Source organism: Geobacillus jurassicus NBRC 107829, from assembly GCF_001544315.1.
GTDB classification, from domain to species: Bacteria; Bacillota; Bacilli; order Bacillales; family Anoxybacillaceae; genus Geobacillus; species Geobacillus jurassicus.
Genome location: NZ_BCQG01000036.1, coordinates 18,720 through 37,723 on the forward strand (window position 1 = coordinate 18,720; position 19,004 = coordinate 37,723).

Genomic DNA, 19,004 nt, shown 5'->3' on the forward strand with positions numbered 1-19,004 from the left:
GTGCGAATGCGATGCATGTAAAAAAAGGCGATAAAGTGCAAGTAATCTCCGGCAAAGACAAAGGCAAACAAGGCGTCATCCTAGCGGCGTTTCCGAAGAAAAATCGCGTCATCGTTGAAGGCGTCAACATCGTGAAAAAGCACGCGAAACCGTCGCAAGCCAACCCGCAAGGCGGCATCATTGAAAAAGAAGCGCCGATCCACGTCTCGAAAGTCATGCCGCTCGACCCGAAAACGGGTGAGCCGACGCGCATCGGCTATAAAATTGTCGACGGCAAAAAAGTGCGCTATGCGAAAAAATCCGGAGAGATTTTGGATAAATAACCGTGACGCAGGAAAGGAGGTACTTTTATGAACCGCCTGAAAGAGAAATACGTAAAAGAGGTCGTTCCTGCTCTCATGAGCAAGTTCAACTATAAATCGATCATGCAAGTGCCAAAAATCGAAAAAATCGTCATCAACATGGGTGTCGGCGATGCGGTGCAAAACCCGAAAGCATTAGACAGCGCCGTGGAAGAGCTGACGTTGATCGCCGGCCAGCGCCCGGTTGTGACGCGCGCAAAAAAATCGATCGCCGGCTTCCGTCTTCGCCAAGGAATGCCGATCGGAGCGAAAGTCACATTGCGCGGTGAACGGATGTATGAGTTCCTTGACAAGCTCATTTCGGTCTCGCTTCCGCGCGTGCGCGACTTCCGCGGCGTATCGAAAAAGTCGTTTGACGGCCGCGGCAACTATACGCTCGGCATTAAAGAACAGCTCATTTTCCCGGAGATCGATTACGATAAAGTAAACAAAGTGCGCGGCATGGACATCGTGATCGTCACCACAGCCAACACGGACGAAGAAGCTCGTGAACTGCTGGCGCTGCTCGGCATGCCATTCCAAAGATAATGAATCCCATGACGCAAGGGAGGCGAAATCGTGGCTAAAAAATCGATGATCGCGAAACAAAAACGGACACCGAAGTTTAAAGTGAGAGCGTACACCCGCTGCGAGCGCTGCGGCCGCCCGCACTCGGTTTATCGCAAATTTAAACTGTGCCGTATTTGTTTCCGTGAACTGGCGTACAAAGGTCAACTTCCAGGCATCAAAAAAGCCAGCTGGTAATCAACCCATTGATTGGGAAGGAGGTAAAACATAATGGTGATGACAGATCCAATTGCTGATATGCTGACTCGCATCCGCAATGCGAACATGGTGCGTCACGAAAAACTCGAAGTCCCGGCTTCGAAAATCAAGCGGGAAATCGCCGAAATTTTAAAGCGCGAAGGGTTTATTCGTGATTTTGAATATATCGAAGACAACAAACAAGGCATTCTCCGCATCTTCTTGAAATACGGCCCGAACAACGAACGCGTGATTACCGGGCTGAAACGCATCAGCAAACCAGGGTTGCGCGTTTACGTCAAAGCCCATGAAGTGCCGCGCGTTTTAAACGGCTTAGGAATTGCCATTCTTTCGACGTCGCAAGGCATCTTAACAGACAAAGAAGCACGGCAAAAAGGCACAGGCGGCGAAGTAATCGCCTACGTTTGGTAATCTACTTGCTCAAGAATGGAGGTGTTTTTGACATGTCACGTGTCGGCAAAAAACCAATTGAAATTCCTGCCGGCGTCACCGTTACGGTCAACGGCAGCACGGTTACGGTCAAAGGGCCGAAAGGGGAACTGACCCGCACGTTCCATCCAGATATGACGATCACCGTTGAGGGCAATGTGATCACCGTTACGCGCCCGAGCGATGAAAAACATCACCGCGCGCTTCATGGCACGACGCGCAGCTTACTTGCCAACATGGTCGAAGGCGTTTCAAAAGGTTATGAAAAAGCGCTCGAACTTGTCGGTGTCGGGTACCGGGCGTCGAAACAAGGGAAAAAGCTCGTATTGAGCGTCGGTTATTCTCATCCGGTAGAAATCGAGCCGGAAGAAGGGCTTGAAATCGAAGTGCCGTCCCAAACGAAAATCATCGTCAAAGGGGCAGACAAACAGCGCGTCGGCGAGCTGGCTGCCAACATTCGCGCAGTTCGTCCGCCAGAGCCGTATAAAGGCAAAGGCATCCGCTATGAAGGAGAACTTGTGCGCCTGAAAGAAGGCAAAACTGGTAAATAACGCGGCATAGCGAAGCGAAAGGAGTGACATTCGATGATCACGAAAGTGGACCGAAACGCGGTTCGGAAAAAAAGACACGCGCGCATCCGCAAAAAAATCTTTGGCACGGCTGAACGTCCGCGGTTGAGCGTGTTCCGTTCGAACAAACATATTTACGCGCAAATTATCGACGATACGAAATCGTCAACGATCGTCAGCGCCTCGACGCTGGATAAAGAATTCGGTTTAGATTCGACGAACAACATTGAGGCAGCGAAAAAAGTCGGCGAACTTGTCGCCAAACGAGCGTTGGAAAAAGGCATTAAAAAAGTCGTGTTCGACCGTGGCGGGTATTTGTATCACGGACGGGTGAAAGCATTGGCAGACGCCGCCCGCGAAGCCGGCTTGGAATTCTAATTAAAAAGGAGGGACAACGATGCGTCGTATCGATCCAAACAAACTTGAATTGGAAGAGCGTGTAGTCGCGGTCAACCGTGTAGCAAAAGTCGTCAAAGGCGGACGTCGCCTGCGCTTTTCGGCTCTAGTCGTCGTCGGCGACAAAAACGGCCATGTTGGATTTGGCACTGGAAAAGCGCAAGAAGTTCCGGAAGCGATCCGCAAAGCGATTGAAGATGCGAAGAAAAACTTGATTGAGGTGCCGATTGTCGGCACGACGATTCCGCATGAAGTCATCGGCCATTTCGGCGCTGGAGAAATCATTTTGAAACCAGCTTCCGAAGGTACCGGGGTCATCGCCGGCGGTCCGGCGCGTGCTGTATTGGAACTGGCGGGCATCAGCGACATTTTGTCGAAATCGATCGGTTCGAACACGCCAATCAACATGGTGCGCGCAACGTTTGATGGGCTGAAACAATTAAAACGCGCCGAAGACGTAGCGAGATTGCGCGGCAAAACAGTCGAGGAACTGTTAGGATAAGGAGGGAACGATCATGGCGAGAAAACTGGCGATTACCCTCACGCGCAGCGTGATTGGCCGTCCGGAAGACCAACGCGTTACTGTCAGAACGCTCGGCCTGCGGAAAATGCACCAAACGGTCGTCCATAACGACAACCCTGCGATCCGCGGGATGATCAACAAAGTGGCTCACCTTGTCAAAGTCAAAGAAATCGAGGAATAATGAGATCATAAGGAGGTGCTTCGCCATGAAACTTCATGAACTGCAACCAGCGCCGGGATCCCGGAAGAAAGCGGTCCGCGTCGGCCGCGGGATCGGTTCGGGCAACGGCAAAACGTCCGGTCGTGGTCAAAAAGGTCAAAATGCCCGCTCGGGTGGAGGAGTTCGCCTTGGGTTTGAAGGGGGACAAACGCCGCTGTTCCGCCGTTTGCCAAAACGCGGGTTTACGAACATCAACCGGAAAGAATACGCCGTTGTGAATTTAGAAAAACTGAACCGTTTTGAAGACGGAACGGAAGTGACGCCGGAATTGCTCCTTGAAACGGGCGTCATCAGCAAGCTGAAATCGGGTGTGAAAATTTTAGGCAAAGGCCAAATCGAGAAAAAACTGACGGTTAAAGCGCATAAGTTCTCGGCATCGGCGAAAGAGGCCATTGAAGCGGCTGGCGGTAAAACTGAGGTGATTTAATGTTTCGGACAATCTCCAACTTTATGCGCGTCAGTGATATTCGAAACAAAATCATTTTCACTCTTCTTATGCTGATTGTGTTCCGCATTGGAACATTCATCCCCGTTCCAGGCGTGAACACGGATGTGTTGAAAGTGCAAGATGAATTGAATGCATTCGGCGTCCTGAACATTTTTGGCGGCGGGGCGTTGCAAAACTTTTCAATCTTTGCGATGGGCGTGATGCCCTACATTACGGCATCGATTATCGTTCAGTTGCTGCAAATGGACGTCGTTCCGAAATTTACGGAGTGGTCGAAGCAAGGCGAGGTTGGCCGGCGTAAATTAGCTCAGTTTACCCGCTATTTCACGGTCGTGCTCGGGTTTATCCAGGCGATTGGCATGTCGTACGGCTTTAACAATTTAGCCGGGGGGATGTTGATCAAAAATCCGGGCATCGGCACGTATTTGCTGATTGCGGTTGTCTTGACTGCCGGCACGGCATTTTTAATGTGGCTCGGCGAGCAGATCACCGCAAAAGGCGTCGGCAACGGCATTTCGATCATTATTTTTGCCGGGATCGTCTCGGGCATTCCGACGGTTCTTAATCAGATTTATGCGCAACAGTTCGAAAATGTCGGGGAAGATTTGTTTTTGCGCATCATCCGGCTCCTGCTCGTCGCGCTGGCGGTCGTCGCCGTCATTGTCGGCGTCATCTACATTCAGCAGGCGTTCCGGAAAATTCCGATTCAATATGCGAAGCGGCTTGAGGGTCGAAGCCCAGTTGGCGGCCATTCCACCCATTTGCCGCTCAAAGTGAATCCGGCGGGAGTCATTCCGGTCATTTTCGCCGTGTCGTTTTTGATTGCACCACCGACGATTGCATCGTTTTTTGGCACGAATGATGTAACATTGTGGATTCGCCGAACGTTTGACTATACTCATCCGGTCGGGATGACCATTTATGTCGTGCTCATTATCGCGTTTACGTACTTTTATGCGTTTGTTCAAGTCAATCCGGAGCAAATGGCGGACAATTTGAAAAAGCAAGGCGGCTATATCCCGGGCATTCGTCCTGGAAAAAATACACAAGAGTACGTGACGAGAATTTTATACCGGCTAACGCTGGTCGGATCAATCTTTTTGGCGGTCGTTGCTGTGCTGCCGGTGTTCTTTGTGAACTTTGCCAACTTGCCGCCTTCCGCACGAATCGGCGGCACGAGCTTGCTCATTGTCGTCGGCGTGGCGCTTGAGACGATGAAACAGCTTGAGAGCCAGTTGGTGAAACGCCATTACCGCGGATTCATCAAGTAAAGAAGGCAAGAGCGGACGTCTCTTGCCGATAGGGGGAGTTAGGATGAATTTAGTGCTGATGGGGCTACCGGGTGCCGGCAAAGGCACGCAAGCCGAGAAAATTGTCGAGGCTTACGGAATTCCGCATATTTCAACGGGCGATATGTTTCGAGCGGCGATCAATGAAGGGACGCCGTTAGGGCTGCAGGCGAAGCAGTATATGGATCGCGGCGATCTCGTGCCGGATGAAGTGACGATCGGCATCGTCCGTGAGCGGTTGAGCAAAGAAGATTGCCAAAACGGCTTTTTGCTCGATGGATTTCCGCGCACGGTTCCTCAGGCGGAAGCGCTCGAAACAATGTTGGCGGAAATCGGGCGCAAGCTTGACTATGTCATCCATATCGACGTTCGTCAAGAGATCTTAATGGAACGCTTGACCGGCAGACGCATTTGCCGCAATTGCGGAGCAACGTACCATCTCGTCTTTCATCCGCCGGCTAAACCAGGCGTATGCGATAAGTGCGGCGGCGAGCTGTACCAGCGCGCCGATGATAATGAAGCAACAGTGGCCAACCGGCTTGAAGTGAATATGAAACAAATGAAACCGCTCCTTGATTTTTACGAGCAAAAAGGCTATTTGCGCCACATTAACGGTGAACAGGAAATGGAAAAGGTGTTTGCGGATATTCGTGAATTGCTCGGGGGACTTGCTCGATGATTCGCTGCAAAACCGCGCAGGAAATTGCTTTGATGCGCGAGGCGGGAAAAATCGTTTCCCTTACGTTGAAAGAATTGCAAAAGCACATTCGCCCGGGAATCACGACAAAGGAACTGGACGCCATCGCGGAGGAAGTGATTCGTTCCCATGGCGCCATTCCGTCGTTTAAAGGATATCAAGGATTTCCGGGAAGCATTTGCGCCTCGGTGAATGAGGAGCTCGTGCACGGGATTCCCGGCGACCGCGTGCTGCAAGACGGCGATATTATTACGATCGATGTCGGCGCGCAGTATGAAGGCTATCATGCCGACTCGGCCTGGACGTATCCGGTTGGGGATATCGACGCCGAGACGAAGCGGCTGCTTGACGTGACGGAGCAATCACTGTACGTCGGGCTTGCCGAGGCGAAGCCGGGCGCCCGTTTGACGAACATCTCCCACGCGATTCAAACGTATGTCGAAGCGCACCACTTTTCCGTTGTCCGCGAGTATGTCGGGCACGGAATTGGTCAACACTTACATGAAGACCCACAAATCCCGCATTATGGGCCGCCGAACAAAGGACCGATTTTGCGGCCGGGAATGGCGCTGTGCATTGAGCCGATGGTTATTGCCGGCAGCCGCTATGTGAAAACATTGGCTGACGATTGGACTGTCGTCACAGCGGATGGAAAACGGTGCGCCCATTTTGAACATACGATTGTCATTACGGAAAATGGTTATGAAATTTTAACCCTTTCTGAAATGGGTTCCTCCGCTTCATAAGGGGGAGGCGCGATCGCCTTCTTGATCCCTATGGACATCACGTTCGGTTTTGCGTAACACAATGTTACTCATTCGAAGGAGGGAGAGCCGCTCCATGGCTAAAGACGATGTAATTGAAGTGGAAGGCACCGTCATAGAAACATTGCCAAATGCGATGTTTCGTGTAGAATTAGAAAATGGGCATACGGTGTTGGCCCATGTGTCCGGCAAAATCCGCATGCACTTCATCCGCATTTTGCCTGGCGACCGAGTGACGGTGGAGCTGTCGCCGTACGATTTGACGCGTGGACGAATTACGTATCGGTATAAATAAAGGAATGCACTCCGTTTCATAGGGAGGTAAACGACATGAAAGTAAGACCATCTGTCAAACCGATTTGCGAAAAGTGCAAAGTTATTCGCAGACGCGGCAAAGTCATGGTCATTTGCGAAAATCCGAAGCATAAACAACGCCAAGGGTAATTTCTAAGGAGGTGTATCATATGGCACGCATTGCAGGTGTCGATATTCCGCGTGATAAACGAGTAGTCATTTCGTTAACATATATTTATGGGATCGGCAAACCGACCGCACAAAAAATCTTAAAAGAAGCTGGCGTATCGGAAGACACACGCGTTCGGGACTTAACGGAAGAAGAGCTTAGCCGCATTCGCGAAATCGTCGGCCGCTTAAAAGTAGAAGGCGATTTGCGCCGGGAAGTATCGTTAAACATTAAACGTTTGATGGAGATTGGCTGCTATCGCGGTCTTCGCCATCGCCGCGGGTTGCCGGTTCGCGGCCAAAACACGAAAAACAACGCTCGCACGCGCAAAGGTCCGCGCCGTACGGTAGCGAACAAGAAAAAATAATTACGCAAAGGAGGTCATTTGACGAATGGCACGTAGAACAAACACTCGCAAACGCCGGGTAAGAAAAAATATTGATACAGGCATCGCCCATATTCGTTCAACGTTCAACAACACGATCGTGACGATTACGGACGTTCATGGCAACGCCATTGCCTGGGCGAGCGCCGGTTCGCTGGGATTCAAAGGTTCGCGCAAGTCGACGCCGTTTGCGGCGCAAATGGCGGCTGAAGCAGCAGCGAAAGCGTCGATGGAACACGGCATGAAAACGGTCGAAGTGAACGTCAAAGGTCCTGGGGCTGGCCGTGAGGCAGCGATCCGTGCCCTGCAAGCAGCCGGGTTGGAAATTACGGCGATCAAAGACGTAACTCCAATCCCACACAATGGATGCCGTCCGCCAAAACGTCGCCGTGTGTAACGCCCCTGTATAGAATTTGCACCGTTGTCAATAATGGGATATGATAAAGACCATGGCAGGCAAGTGTAGAGAGATTCATGGGGGAATGTTGGTAGGCGTGTGCCATTTGATCGGGGTCTCGACGTTTTGAAGGAGGGTATAATAATCGATGATTGAAATTGAAAAGCCGAAAATTGAAACGGTCGAACTGAGCGAAGATGCCAAATACGGCAAATTCGTCGTCGAACCGCTTGAGCGTGGATATGGTACAACTTTAGGGAACTCCTTGCGTCGTATCCTATTGTCTTCACTCCCTGGTGCAGCTGTAACATCGGTGCAAATCGACGGCGTCTTGCATGAGTTTTCAACGATTGACGGCGTCGTTGAAGATGTGACAGCCATCATTTTGAATATCAAAAAACTAGCGTTGAAAATTTATTCGGATGAAGAGAAAACGTTGGAAATTGATGTGCAGGGTGAAGGAGTTGTCACGGCTGCCGATATCACTCACGACAGCGATGTAGAAATTTTAAACCCGGACCTTCATATCGCGACGCTGGCGGAAGGCGGCCGCCTGCGCATGCGCATGACCGCCAAGCGGGGGCGTGGATATGTCCCGGCTGAGGCAAACAAGCGCGAAGACCAGCCCATCGGCGTCATTCCAATCGATTCCATTTATACGCCGGTCTCCCGAGTTTCTTATCAAGTTGAGAATACAAGGGTTGGCCAAGTGACGGACTATGACAAATTGACAATTGATGTGTGGACGGACGGAAGCATCGGACCGAAAGAGGCCATTTCCCTTGGAGCGAAAATTTTAACGGAGCACCTAAACATTTTTGTCGGCCTGACAGACGAGGCGCAAAATGCGGAGATCATGGTCGAGAAAGAGGACGACCAAAAAGAAAAAGTGCTCGAAATGACGATCGAGGAACTCGATCTTTCGGTTCGTTCCTACAACTGCTTGAAGCGGGCCGGCATCAACACCGTTCAGGAGCTGACGCAAAAAACGGAAGAAGATATGATGAAAGTGCGCAACCTCGGCCGCAAGTCGCTTGAGGAAGTGAAAGCGAAGCTGGCTGAGCTCGGCCTCAGCCTGCGCAAAGACGACTAAGCGCTGGCCTCTTTTGGCAGGGAAGAAACGCGCTTTCACCCTATCATTTTCATTGCGACAACAATGAGGAATACATCACTTTAAAAGGGAGGGACATTTGATGTCGTACAGAAAATTAGGACGCACGACTTCGCAGCGAAAAGCGTTGCTTCGCGACTTGGCAACGGACTTAATCATCAATGAACGCATCGAAACGACGGAAGCACGGGCGAAAGAATTGCGCTCGGTCATGGAAAAAATGATTACGCTCGGCAAACGCGGCGATTTGCATGCGCGCCGCCAAGCAGCGGCGTTCATCCGCAAAGAGGTCGCCAACAGCGAGACCGGTCAAGATGCGCTGCAAAAGCTGTTCAGCGACATTGCGCCGCGCTACCAAGATCGCCAAGGCGGCTATACACGCATTATGAAACTTGGTCCTCGCCGCGGTGACGGGGCGCCGATGGTCATTATCGAACTCGTGTAACGGTTTCATTTCCACAAGGGCGAGACAGTTTCGTTTGAACTGGACTATGCCCTTTTTTTGTTTACTATTCATAGGCCGCATTTGCAACGCGGCGACGCAAGGGGAAACGATCATGGCCGAACCAATCTTGTCGATCGAGGGAGTATCCTTCCGCTATCCCAATCAATCCGACTATGCGGTGCAAAACGTCAGCTTCATAGCTGAGCGCGGGGAGTGGCTGGCGATCGTCGGCCATAACGGGTCCGGCAAATCGACCATCGCGCGAATGTTGATCGGCTTGCTTCGGCCGGAGCGGGGCGCCATTCGCCTGTTTGGTTGCCTGTTGGATGATACGACCGTTTGGGAGGTGCGCCGCCGCGTCGGCATGGTGTTCCAAAACCCCGACAACCAATTTGTCGGCGCGACCGTCGAAGACGACATCGCTTTTGCCCTGGAAAACAACGGCATCCCGCGCGCTGAAATGGTCGAGCGCATCCGCGAAGCTATCCGTCAAGTCCATATGGAGCCGTTTCTCCACCATGAGCCGCACCGGCTGTCCGGCGGACAAAAGCAGCGTGTCGCCATTGCCGGCATTTTGGCGCTCCGCCCCGATATGATCATTTTGGACGAGGCGACATCGATGCTTGACCCGCGCGGAAGGGAAGAAGTGCTTGAGACGGTTCGCCGTTTGAACTGCCAGCAGCGCATTACGGTGTTGTCGATCACCCATGATTTGGAAGAAGCGGCGAAGGCAGACCGCATCATCGTCATGAACAAAGGCGAAGTCATGGCAGAAGGAGCGCCGGAACACATTTTCCGGCTCGGCAGCAAACTCGAGCGCATCGGTCTTGATTTGCCGTTTGCCGTGAAAATGGGCAGCCGCTTGCGGGAACAAGGCATTCCGCTTCGGGCCGGGTATTTCACGACAGAGGAGTTGGTCGAGGAGCTATGGACATTGTATTCGAAAAAGTAGAGCATGTGTACAATGCACGTTCGCCGCTTGCCCGCCGGGCGCTTTATGATGTCAATGTCGCGATCCGAAGCGGGGCGTACGTCGCGATTGTCGGGCATACGGGCTCAGGAAAATCGACCCTCCTTCAGCATTTAAACGGCTTGCTGCAGCCGACAAGCGGCGCCGTGAAAATCGGACAAGAGACGATCACGAGCAATAAACGGCCAAAGCAGCTCAAACCGTTGCGCAAAAAGGTCGGGATCGTCTTCCAATTCCCGGAGCATCAACTGTTTGAAGAAACAGTGGAGAAAGACATTTGTTTTGGCCCGCTTAATTTTGGCGTGCCGGAAGAAGAGGCGAAACGGAAGGCGCGGGAGCTCATTCAGCTTGTCGGGTTGAGCGAGGACGTATTGACGAAATCGCCGTTTGATTTGAGTGGGGGGCAAATGCGGCGCGTCGCCATCGCCGGTGTGCTCGCGCTTGAGCCGGAAGTGCTCGTGCTCGATGAACCGACCGCCGGCCTTGACCCGCGCGGGCGCAAAGAGATGATGGAGATGTTTTATCGCCTCCATCGTGAAAAGCAGCTGACAACCGTCCTCGTTACCCATAGCATGGAAGACGCCGCCCGGTACGCTGATGAGATCATCGTCATGCATGAAGGGACGGTATGGGGGCATGGAACGCCGGAAGAGATGTTTCGCGACGCTGACAAACTGGCTGCTATCGGTTTGAGTGTGCCGGAAACGGTCAAATTGAAGCAGCAGCTCGAAAAGCGGTTGGGTGTTGTCATTCCGTCGCCATGTTTAACGTTGGAACAGACGGTGGAAGCCATTCAGCAATTGTTCGCTAAGGTGAGCGCTCATGAGTAGCCATTTGATTATCGGGCAATATGTGCCCGGCCATTCCGTCATTCATCGCCTTGACCCGCGTGCTAAATTGTTGATCGTGTTCGTCTATGTGTTGATCGTCTTTTGGGCGAATAATATCCCGACGTATGCGCTGTTGTCGCTATTTGCCGTGGTTTTTGCGGCGCTGTCTCGCATCCCGTTTTCGTTCATTGCCCGCGGCTTGAAACCGATTTTATGGGTCATTTTGTTTACGCTGCTGCTACATCTGTTCATGACGAAAGAAGGAGATGTCATCTACCGGATCGGTGCGCTTTCGGTCTATGAAGGGGGCATCAAACAAGGGCTGTTTATTTCGCTCCGCTTTTTGCTTCTTGTGTTGATGACGACGATGCTGACGTTGACGACTACGCCGATTGAAGTGACCGACGGCGTCGAAAGCTTGCTCGGGCCCCTTAAAAAGATGCGCGTTCCTGTCCATGAGCTCGCTTTGATGATGGCCATTTCGCTTCGCTTCATTCCAACGCTGATGGAAGAGACGGAAAAAATTATGAAAGCGCAGGCAGCACGCGGCGTCGACTTTTCCGGCGGCCGCTTTTCCGAGCGGATGAAAGCCATTGTCTCACTGCTTGTGCCTTTGTTTATCAGCTCGTTCAAACGGGCCGATGAGCTGGCGACAGCGATGGAGGCGCGCGGCTACCGCGGCGGGGAAGGGCGGACGAAATTCCGCCAGCTCTCCTGGAAAGCGGCGGACACGGCGTTTTTAGCGGCTGTGGCGCTGCTGGCCGTATTGCTCTTTCTACTACGTTCGTAGCGGAGGAAGGCCATGACAAAACGGATCAAATGCATCATCGCCTATGATGGCACCCATTTTTCCGGTTACCAAATTCAGCCGGGAAGGAGGACGGTGCAAGGCGAGCTCGAGGAAGTGCTTCGGCGGATGCATAAAGGGAAGGGAGTGCGTGTGGCGGCTTCCGGAAGGACGGATGCCGGCGTTCATGCCTATGGACAAGTCATCCACTTCGATACACCGCTTTCCCTTTCCTCGGAGCAGTGGAAAAAGGCGTTGAACGCCCAGCTGCCGGATGATATCGTCGTCCGCTCTATACAGGAGGTCGATGCGGACTTCCACGCCCGTTTTTCGGCGAAAGCGAAAGAGTACCGCTACAAAGTATGGACGGCTGCGGAGCGAGACGTGTTTCGCCGCCATTATTGCGCATGGCATCCATATCCGCTTCATATGGATGCGGTGAACGAGGCGCTTCATTTGTTTTGTGGGACGCATGATTTCACGAGTTTTTGCTCCGCTAAAACGACGATCGAAGACCGGGTGCGCACCATTTACCGGGCTAAAGTGAAGGTTGACGGCCCGATGCTCGAGTTTCGTTTTGTCGGCAGCGGCTTTTTATACAACATGGTGCGCATCATGGTTGGCACGGTGCTGGAGATCGGCCAAGGAAAGAGGTCCCCGACCGACATCGCGCAGCTGCTTGCGGCGAAAGATCGGCGGTTTGCCGGTCCAACCGCGCCGGCTGAAGGGCTGTATTTATGGCGTGTATACTACGGGGATGAATGGTTAGACCGTGAATTGGCGGATGGCTGATGTTTTCACCCTTATTTTCTAAGACAACGAGTCCTTGTGTAACATTTTCTTGACATTGGCGCGCCGGCAAGCTATTATATCATATGGCATGTATTTTCCACGATTAGCCCCGGACAATAATCGTGTTGAAATAAACGACCATTTGTTTGTTCATTTTTTATTTTAGGAGGGAACTGCATTGCGTACGACTTACATGGCGAAACCGAACGAAGTAGAGCGGAAATGGTACGTTGTCGACGCAGCTGGCAAAACGTTAGGCCGTTTAGCCAGCGAAGTAGCAGCGCTGTTGCGCGGCAAACATAAACCAACGTTCACTCCGCATGTTGACTGCGGGGATCACGTCATCGTCATCAATGCCGACAAAGTCGAACTGACAGGGAAAAAATTGACGAAAAAACTGTACTATCGCCACAGCTTATATCCAGGCGGTTTAAAAGTAAGAACAGCGTTGGAAATGCGCACAAACTATCCGGAACAAATGATCGAACGTGCCGTGCGCGGCATGCTTCCAAAGGGCAGCCTCGGCCGGCAAATGTTCAAAAAGTTGCACGTATACCGTGGAAGCGAACATCCGCATCAAGCGCAAAAACCAGAAGTGTATGAACTTCGCGGATAATTGACAAGGGAGGGTATTGATTTTGGCACAAGTACAATATTACGGCACAGGTCGTCGCAAAAGCTCGGTTGCCCGCGTCCGCCTCGTTCCAGGCGATGGACGCATCATCGTCAATAAACGAGACATTCGCGAATACATCCCGTCGGAAGCGCTCATCGAGATGGTGAAGCAGCCGCTCGTATTGACGGAAACGCTCGGGAGCTACGACGTGTTGGTGAACGTCCAAGGCGGCGGATTTGCTGGCCAAGCCGGCGCCATTCGCCACGGCATCGCCCGCGCGTTGCTTGAAGTCGATCCGGAATTCCGCGCAGTGCTGAAACGGGCCGGTTTGCTGACGCGCGATGCCCGCGTCAAAGAACGGAAAAAATACGGACTCAAGGGCGCCCGCCGCGCTCCGCAATTCTCGAAACGTTAATCGCACGATGTTTCAACCCAGCCAATTCGGCTGGGTTTTTTGCTTATTTCTGCCTTTGGCCCGCGCGTATGTTTGCGACTGATCGTTAAACACTACATCATAAAGGAGCGTGAAAGACGATGGCAGTCATCACTTCATTGGCGGAAAAAAGGCAGGAAAAGCAACTCCGTTACGAACGGAACATGTTGCGCGAACTCTCCCTTGAGAAGTTGCGGGCCAAAGCGCTTGAGCACTTTGTTCCGTTTTATACGATGTATCGGATGTTCCCATCCGTTGTTGAGGAAGGCTGCATTGACTTGGCGATTGAAGCGTATTTGCTCGGCGCACGCTACAGCCGGTTCGGCTATTATGGGGAGCCGGCGGCCAGCGTACGCTGTCGATGTGCTCAAGAAGAAAAATATTTGATCGATACGCTGTTTGATTTTCTTTGCTTTTGGGGCCATATCGACGACGATTTCTTCAGCCAGTCGCTGTATGATGCGTGTGAACAATATATCGGCAGCTGGTGGACGGAAGGGTTTGAGCGGGGGAAAAAACGGCGCCGCTTAAAACTTCGTTGAATGAGTTCTATTACCGCGCCTTGTCCCATATAAGATAGAGAAGGGAAACGCGCGGGAGGAGAAACGATGAGAGAAAAATGGAAGTGGCTGGTCGCTTTTGCTGCCGTCGCCCTTATGAGCATTTTGCTGTTTCCACCCTTATTTTCCGAATTGACATCGACAAAACCGTGGAATCTCCCATTGTCTGGGAGAATCATTGTATTGGACCCCGGTCATGGCGGACCGGACGGCGGCGCCGTCGGCGGTGAGGTGGTGGAAAAGGATATCGCGCTCAACGTGGCGAAAAAGCTGCGCGATTATCTGCAACAACAAGGGGCGCTCGTCCTGATGACGCGCGAGACGGATCGGGACTTAGCCAGCCCGTCAACACGCGGCTACAGCCGGCGGAAAACGGAGGATTTGCTCGAACGAACGGCTTTCGTGAACCGCTCAAATGCCGATCTATTCATCAGCATTCACTTAAATGCCATCCCATCGCCGCGTTGGCGGGGGGCGCAGACGTTTTATTACGGCTCGTTCATCGAAAACGAGCGGTTGGCGAAGTTTATTCAAGAGGAATTGCGGCGCAACTTGGAAAACACCCACCGGCTGGCGAAAATGATTGACACTGTCTATTTGCTGAAGCATGCCAAAATTCCTGGTGCGCTCGTCGAGGTCGGTTTTTTGTCAAATCCAGACGAGCGGGAGCTGCTTGCGTCTGATGGCTATCAAACGAAGCTGGCCGCCTCGATTTATAAAGGAGTGCTCCGCTATTTTTCCAACGAACATACGCCTCGCGAGTAGCGGGGATTTTTTATGGCCGGAACAGAGGGGGCGGCTGACCGCCCCCGTTTTGCCAAACGAAATTAGAAATTCCCCCTTTTCAACCGCAGGGACGTGCGGAAGCAAGTCAAACATGGCGGTCGTCTGCCGATTTATGGTATGATAACATGTAGAAGCGACCATTGATTTGCAAAAGGTTGGTGAATACGATGTTGACGGAAACCGAAGTGCGCGCCATTCTCGAAAAGATGAAAGATCCCTTTTTAAACAAAACGTTTAAAGAGACGAATGCCATCCAAGAAATCAAAATTAAGGAAGAGAAAAACCATGTCAGCGTGAAAATCGCGCTCGCCAAAACCGGCACGCCCGAGCAGCTTCGCGTGCAAACGGCGATCGTCCAACAGCTGAAAGACGCGGGCGCTGCGACGGTCGGGCTGCGGTTCGCCGAACTGCCGCGCGAAGTGGTGGAGAAATATAGCGAAAACAAGCAAAAAACGACGTATATCGCCATCGCCAGCGGCAAAGGCGGGGTCGGCAAATCGACCGTTTCCGTCAATTTGGCGGTCGCGCTCGCCCGGCTCGGCAAAAAAGTCGGGTTGATTGACGCTGACATTTACGGGTTCAGCGTTCCGGACATGATGGGAATCACCGAGCGCCCAACGGTGAGGGGCGATAAAATCATCCCAGTCGAACGGTTTGGCGTGAAAGTTATTTCGATGGCCTTTTTCGTCGAGGACAACGCCCCGGTCATTTGGCGCGGCCCGATGCTGGGGAAAATGTTGAACAACTTTTTCAAAGAAGTCGAATGGGGCGATTTGGATTATTTGCTGCTTGACTTGCCGCCTGGCACGGGCGACGTCGCTTTGGACGTCCATACGCTCCTGCCGTCGTGCAAAGAAATTATCGTCACGACTCCGCATCCGACCGCTGCGTTTGTCGCTGCCCGCGCTGGGGCTATGGCGCTGCGCACCGAACACGAAATTATCGGCGTGATCGAAAATATGTCGTACTATGAAAGCCGGAAAACAGGGGAGCGGGAGTACGTCTTCGGCAAAGGCGGCGGAGAAAAGCTGGCCAAAGAGCTGCAAACCGAGCTGTTGGGGCAGCTGCCGCTTCAGCAACCGGATTGGAACGACGACGACTTCGCCCCGTCCGTTTACGCAGAAGATCATCCGATCGGGAAAATTTATATGGATATCGCCCGCAAAATCGTTGCGAAATATTAATCGGTTTCACAAAAAGCGTCCGATGGCGAGAAACCGCCGATTAGAGCGTTGGCGGTTTCAGCGCGCGGACGCTTTTTCGCTTGATTAACCTCCTCCGCCTTGCTGATTGCTGGTGCTTTCTTCTCCCTCTCCCCCTTCCCCGTCGCCTTTTTCTCCTTGTTTTCCTCCGCCTTGCTGAATCGTTTCAGCCGCTTTCGTCAACATATCTTGAATTTTCGCCTGATACAGCGGGCTGTTTAACGTTTCCGTGATCACCTTTTGCAAATGTTGGCGGAACTCTTTGCTTTTTAAGACATCGACCATGGCTTTTTCCATTTCCGGATCTTTTAAAATATCGATCATCAGCGATTGATAATCGGGGTCTTTCATGAGCGCCTTCATCATTTTTTCATGTTCTGCCTGCAGCCCTTTGGCAAAACTTTCAGCGAATTTCGGGTCTTTTAACGCACTTTCCCAGAACTTTTTTCCTTGATCGGATGTCAGCATTTGTTGCAGTGTTTCTTTTACAGTTTTCTGATCCATCATCAGCTGCTGTTTCATTTGCTCATCCGACATAATATCCTGAATCGCCTTTTTCCCCTCGTCCGTTTTTAAGATGTCAACAACCATCTTTTTCGTTTCGTCATAATCCGGGGGAGGAGGGCTGATTTCTTGTGGAGCACAGGAACCGAGAACAAGAAAACTGAGCAAGAGGAGCGGTAGGCATTTGTTCATGAAAATGAGCTCCTTTCTGCAAAAATCCCTCACCCTTAATATGAATGTTGGCGAAAAAAATATGCATCGGGCAGATCGGAGCTGGCTTTTTTACAAGGGCGCTGGTAAAATGGTAAGCGGGTTATGCTGAAATGATGGAGGATGAAGCTGTGAACAGCCGCAAATGGGTGCGTTTATTTTTATCGACGCTGCTGATCGGCGGCATCGCCACGGCGGCCGTCGGCATTGTTTTCAACTGGGAGGAGTTCGGGCGCTTGCTGTTGCGCTTAGAAATGGTCGAATTTATGGCTGTTTTGTTATGGCATATCGGCGTTGGCTTTATTTTCAGCGTCATCAGCCAAGCGGGATTTTTTGCCTATTTGACCGTCCATCGGTTCGGGCTTGGCATCTTCCGTTCGTTATGGAACTCTGTACAGCTTGTTTTGATTATGTTTGTGCTGTTTGATTTAGTGTATTTCCGTTACATGGCGTTTGCAGACAAGGGTGATTCGATCATCCCGTACATGCTAGTGGCGTTGTTCATTTTGGCGGTTGGGTTGGCTGTTGCCTACGTTAAGAGCGCACAGACGAACAAAGGAGCGTTCGTTCCGGCTTTGTTCTTTATGGTCGTCGTTACGGTCATTGAATGGTTTCCCGTGTTGCGCATCAACGACCGTGATTGGCTGTATTTGATGCTGATTCCTTTATTAGTATGCAATGCATATCAGCTTCTTATACTGCATAAATTGACAGGCGGCGCGAAACAATAAAGAAAGCAAGGCGCCGCCTGTTTTTTATGGCAGTGTGCAAAAGGCGGCATACTGACAAAGGCGGCCGGATGAAAGGTTGCCTACCGCGCGATCGTATCGCACCGGTCAAGGTTCTGCGAGAACGCGTCACTCAATCCCTCGGCTTTCCGCCTCGCCGTTCGCCAACAGCTCAGAGAGGCTGACGTTCTTATAGCCGTTTTCCTTCATGGAAGCGATAATTTTCGGCAACGCTTTCGCCGTTTGCTTTGCCGAATCGGAAGCGTGAAGGAGTATGATATCCCCAGGTTCCATGTCGCTCGTGACGTTCTCGACAATTTTGTCTGTCCCAGGATTGAGCCAATCTTTTGAATCAATGCTCCAATGGACGACGGTGTAACCGAGGGACTGGGCAACCTTTAACACATTTTTGTTGAAGTTTCCTCCTGGAGGGCGCAGCAGTTCCACTTGTTTAATTCCCAACATATCGAACACTTTTTTCGCCATCATTAAGTCTTGACGGATTTTAGCGTTCTCTAGTTCCGTATAGTTGACAAAGTTATACCCCATGCTGCCGATTTCATGCCCCTCTTCTTTGATCCGCTTCACCACGGCTGGATGGCGTTCAGCCCAAGAGGCGGATAAAAAAAAGGTTGCGTTTTTAATCCCATGTTGCTTTAAGACATCCAAAATTTTGTCTGCGTTCTCGTCTCCCCAGCTGATATCAAACGTCAACGCTATTTCATCGCGGGCGTTGTCTACTTTGTACACCGCCTTCGGTCCGGAAGGAAGCGAAAAAACCGGACGGTTTATTTCGTAAGCGTACAAGACGATAGCAGTGAAAAAGGCGGAGCAGATAATAATGAGAGCTTTTTTCAGCGTTCGCCCGTTCAGCGCGTAAAACATGGCATCGGTCCCCCTTTTTTGCATTGGAAAATCGTTGTCCTACTAAATCTTTATGCGGACAGCCATGGCGGTTATGAAACATATTTGCCATGCCTCTTGCTCTCAAAGAGATGGAGACAATCATTAGGAATAAGTTGGTGTTTGTGCCCCGAATTCCCTTGAATTAAGATATTGCATTTTTCGTTTCACAGTGGTATATTAATAACCGTCGCTAATCGAACAGGATGTTCGATAGTGGTGAGCGTCGAAAAAAGATCTTGACAAGAAAAAACAATCATGTTAATATAAAAGAGCTGTTTGTGAGAGGAAAATACAATTATTCCTCAAAGCAAACCTGCAAAGAAGGAACCTCAGCGAAATAACTTCGTTCCTTGAAAACTGAACGAAACGAAGCGCGTGCGCCACGGCGCTTTTGGCGTCTGTGGCGTGAAATTAGCC

General features: G+C 51.5%; 30 protein-coding genes. 28 read left to right on the forward strand and 2 right to left on the reverse strand.

The window, feature by feature from the left end; all coding sequences use genetic code 11:
• Positions 1-11 precede the first annotated feature (11 nt).
• From rplX to salA, 27 genes are all read left to right on the forward strand, one after another.
• On the forward strand, positions 12-323 hold the full coding sequence (gene rplX, locus GJ1_RS11365; RefSeq protein ID WP_011229631.1) for a 50S ribosomal protein L24: 312 nt from the start codon (positions 12-14) through the stop codon (positions 321-323).
• A gap of 27 nt (positions 324-350) precedes the next feature.
• A complete protein-coding gene (rplE, locus tag GJ1_RS11370; RefSeq protein WP_066232457.1) occupies positions 351-890 on the forward strand; it encodes a 50S ribosomal protein L5 in 540 nt (179 codons plus the stop codon).
• Between the two features lie 30 nt (positions 891-920).
• Positions 921-1,106: a type Z 30S ribosomal protein S14 gene (locus tag GJ1_RS11375; RefSeq protein WP_003247599.1), complete on the forward strand. Its 186-nt coding sequence runs from the start codon at positions 921-923 to the stop codon at positions 1,104-1,106.
• 33 nt (positions 1,107-1,139) lie between these two features.
• Positions 1,140-1,538 carry a 30S ribosomal protein S8 gene (gene rpsH / locus GJ1_RS11380; RefSeq protein WP_066232460.1) on the forward strand — a complete coding sequence of 133 codons (399 nt, stop codon included), beginning with the start codon at positions 1,140-1,142 and terminating at the stop codon, positions 1,536-1,538.
• Between the two features lie 32 nt (positions 1,539-1,570).
• The gene (gene rplF, locus GJ1_RS11385; RefSeq protein ID WP_066232465.1) at positions 1,571-2,107 is read left to right on the forward strand and encodes a 50S ribosomal protein L6; all 537 of its coding nucleotides are present in this window, start codon (positions 1,571-1,573) and stop codon (positions 2,105-2,107) included.
• Positions 2,108-2,140: 33 nt separating this feature from the next.
• Complete coding sequence (gene rplR, locus GJ1_RS11390) at positions 2,141-2,503, forward strand: 50S ribosomal protein L18 (RefSeq protein ID WP_011229635.1); 363 nt, start codon at positions 2,141-2,143, stop codon at positions 2,501-2,503.
• Between the two features lie 19 nt (positions 2,504-2,522).
• The gene (gene rpsE, locus GJ1_RS11395; protein WP_011229636.1) at positions 2,523-3,023 is read left to right on the forward strand and encodes a 30S ribosomal protein S5; all 501 of its coding nucleotides are present in this window, start codon (positions 2,523-2,525) and stop codon (positions 3,021-3,023) included.
• A 13-nt stretch (positions 3,024-3,036) separates the two neighbouring features.
• Positions 3,037-3,225, forward strand: coding sequence for a 50S ribosomal protein L30 (gene rpmD, locus GJ1_RS11400; protein WP_066232468.1), 189 nt, complete (start codon positions 3,037-3,039; stop codon positions 3,223-3,225).
• Positions 3,226-3,250: 25 nt separating this feature from the next.
• Entirely contained in the window at positions 3,251-3,691 is a 441-nt protein-coding gene (gene rplO, locus GJ1_RS11405) for a 50S ribosomal protein L15 (RefSeq protein WP_011229638.1), read from the forward strand.
• Positions 3,691-4,983 (forward strand): preprotein translocase subunit SecY, encoded by a 1,293-nt coding sequence (secY, locus tag GJ1_RS11410; RefSeq protein ID WP_066232471.1) that lies wholly within the window; start codon positions 3,691-3,693, stop codon positions 4,981-4,983. Before rplO ends, secY begins: the two co-directional genes overlap by 1 nt.
• 43 nt (positions 4,984-5,026) lie before the next feature.
• Complete coding sequence (locus tag GJ1_RS11415; RefSeq protein WP_066232475.1) at positions 5,027-5,680, forward strand: adenylate kinase; 654 nt, start codon at positions 5,027-5,029, stop codon at positions 5,678-5,680.
• Positions 5,677-6,444, forward strand: a complete 768-nt coding sequence (gene map, locus GJ1_RS11420) for a type I methionyl aminopeptidase (protein WP_066232478.1) — start codon at positions 5,677-5,679, stop codon at positions 6,442-6,444. The genes GJ1_RS11415 and map overlap by 4 nt, the downstream gene beginning before the upstream one ends.
• A gap of 94 nt (positions 6,445-6,538) precedes the next feature.
• The gene (gene infA / locus GJ1_RS11425) at positions 6,539-6,757 is read left to right on the forward strand and encodes a translation initiation factor IF-1 (protein WP_011229642.1); all 219 of its coding nucleotides are present in this window, start codon (positions 6,539-6,541) and stop codon (positions 6,755-6,757) included.
• Between the two features lie 35 nt (positions 6,758-6,792).
• On the forward strand, positions 6,793-6,906 hold the full coding sequence (rpmJ, locus tag GJ1_RS11430) for a 50S ribosomal protein L36 (protein WP_003247619.1): 114 nt from the start codon (positions 6,793-6,795) through the stop codon (positions 6,904-6,906).
• Between the two features lie 20 nt (positions 6,907-6,926).
• The gene (gene rpsM / locus GJ1_RS11435; RefSeq protein WP_015373728.1) at positions 6,927-7,292 is read left to right on the forward strand and encodes a 30S ribosomal protein S13; all 366 of its coding nucleotides are present in this window, start codon (positions 6,927-6,929) and stop codon (positions 7,290-7,292) included.
• 25 nt (positions 7,293-7,317) lie between these two features.
• The gene (gene rpsK / locus GJ1_RS11440; protein WP_011229644.1) at positions 7,318-7,707 is read left to right on the forward strand and encodes a 30S ribosomal protein S11; all 390 of its coding nucleotides are present in this window, start codon (positions 7,318-7,320) and stop codon (positions 7,705-7,707) included.
• A 148-nt stretch (positions 7,708-7,855) separates the two neighbouring features.
• On the forward strand, positions 7,856-8,800 hold the full coding sequence (locus GJ1_RS11445; RefSeq protein ID WP_011229645.1) for a DNA-directed RNA polymerase subunit alpha: 945 nt from the start codon (positions 7,856-7,858) through the stop codon (positions 8,798-8,800).
• Positions 8,801-8,900: 100 nt separating this feature from the next.
• The gene (rplQ, locus tag GJ1_RS11450; protein WP_011229646.1) at positions 8,901-9,263 is read left to right on the forward strand and encodes a 50S ribosomal protein L17; all 363 of its coding nucleotides are present in this window, start codon (positions 8,901-8,903) and stop codon (positions 9,261-9,263) included.
• A 112-nt stretch (positions 9,264-9,375) separates the two neighbouring features.
• The gene (locus GJ1_RS11455; RefSeq protein WP_066232481.1) at positions 9,376-10,215 is read left to right on the forward strand and encodes an energy-coupling factor ABC transporter ATP-binding protein; all 840 of its coding nucleotides are present in this window, start codon (positions 9,376-9,378) and stop codon (positions 10,213-10,215) included.
• A complete protein-coding gene (locus tag GJ1_RS11460; RefSeq protein WP_066232484.1) occupies positions 10,191-11,063 on the forward strand; it encodes an energy-coupling factor ABC transporter ATP-binding protein in 873 nt (290 codons plus the stop codon). Before GJ1_RS11455 ends, GJ1_RS11460 begins: the two co-directional genes overlap by 25 nt.
• Positions 11,056-11,853, forward strand: coding sequence for an energy-coupling factor transporter transmembrane component T family protein (locus tag GJ1_RS11465; RefSeq protein ID WP_066232487.1), 798 nt, complete (start codon positions 11,056-11,058; stop codon positions 11,851-11,853). The genes GJ1_RS11460 and GJ1_RS11465 overlap by 8 nt, the downstream gene beginning before the upstream one ends.
• Positions 11,854-11,865: 12 nt before the next feature.
• Positions 11,866-12,642, forward strand: coding sequence for a tRNA pseudouridine(38-40) synthase TruA (gene truA / locus GJ1_RS11470; RefSeq protein ID WP_066232490.1), 777 nt, complete (start codon positions 11,866-11,868; stop codon positions 12,640-12,642).
• A 178-nt stretch (positions 12,643-12,820) separates the two neighbouring features.
• The gene (rplM, locus tag GJ1_RS11475) at positions 12,821-13,258 is read left to right on the forward strand and encodes a 50S ribosomal protein L13 (protein ID WP_011229651.1); all 438 of its coding nucleotides are present in this window, start codon (positions 12,821-12,823) and stop codon (positions 13,256-13,258) included.
• Positions 13,259-13,280: 22 nt separating this feature from the next.
• Positions 13,281-13,673: a 30S ribosomal protein S9 gene (gene rpsI, locus GJ1_RS11480; RefSeq protein WP_012820498.1), complete on the forward strand. Its 393-nt coding sequence runs from the start codon at positions 13,281-13,283 to the stop codon at positions 13,671-13,673.
• 119 nt (positions 13,674-13,792) lie between these two features.
• A complete protein-coding gene (locus tag GJ1_RS11485) occupies positions 13,793-14,233 on the forward strand; it encodes a YbaK family protein (RefSeq protein ID WP_066232493.1) in 441 nt (146 codons plus the stop codon).
• 66 nt (positions 14,234-14,299) lie between these two features.
• Positions 14,300-15,016 (forward strand): N-acetylmuramoyl-L-alanine amidase CwlD, encoded by a 717-nt coding sequence (cwlD, locus tag GJ1_RS11490; protein WP_066232496.1) that lies wholly within the window; start codon positions 14,300-14,302, stop codon positions 15,014-15,016.
• A 188-nt stretch (positions 15,017-15,204) separates the two neighbouring features.
• Positions 15,205-16,221: an iron-sulfur carrier protein/transcriptional regulator SalA gene (gene salA / locus GJ1_RS11495; protein WP_066232498.1), complete on the forward strand. Its 1,017-nt coding sequence runs from the start codon at positions 15,205-15,207 to the stop codon at positions 16,219-16,221.
• Between the two features lie 84 nt (positions 16,222-16,305).
• On the opposite strand, the gene gerD is transcribed toward salA, so the two are convergent.
• Positions 16,306-16,935 (reverse strand): spore germination lipoprotein GerD, encoded by a 630-nt coding sequence (gene gerD / locus GJ1_RS11500; RefSeq protein WP_066232501.1) that lies wholly within the window; start codon positions 16,933-16,935, stop codon positions 16,306-16,308.
• 149 nt (positions 16,936-17,084) lie between these two features.
• On the opposite strand from gerD, the gene GJ1_RS11505 reads away from it, so the two are divergent.
• Positions 17,085-17,684: a KinB-signaling pathway activation protein gene (locus GJ1_RS11505; RefSeq protein WP_044733349.1), complete on the forward strand. Its 600-nt coding sequence runs from the start codon at positions 17,085-17,087 to the stop codon at positions 17,682-17,684.
• A 126-nt stretch (positions 17,685-17,810) separates the two neighbouring features.
• On the opposite strand, the gene pdaB is transcribed toward GJ1_RS11505, so the two are convergent.
• Positions 17,811-18,566: a polysaccharide deacetylase family sporulation protein PdaB gene (pdaB, locus tag GJ1_RS11510; protein ID WP_066232503.1), complete on the reverse strand. Its 756-nt coding sequence runs from the start codon at positions 18,564-18,566 to the stop codon at positions 17,811-17,813.
• Positions 18,567-19,004: the final 438 nt, after the last annotated feature.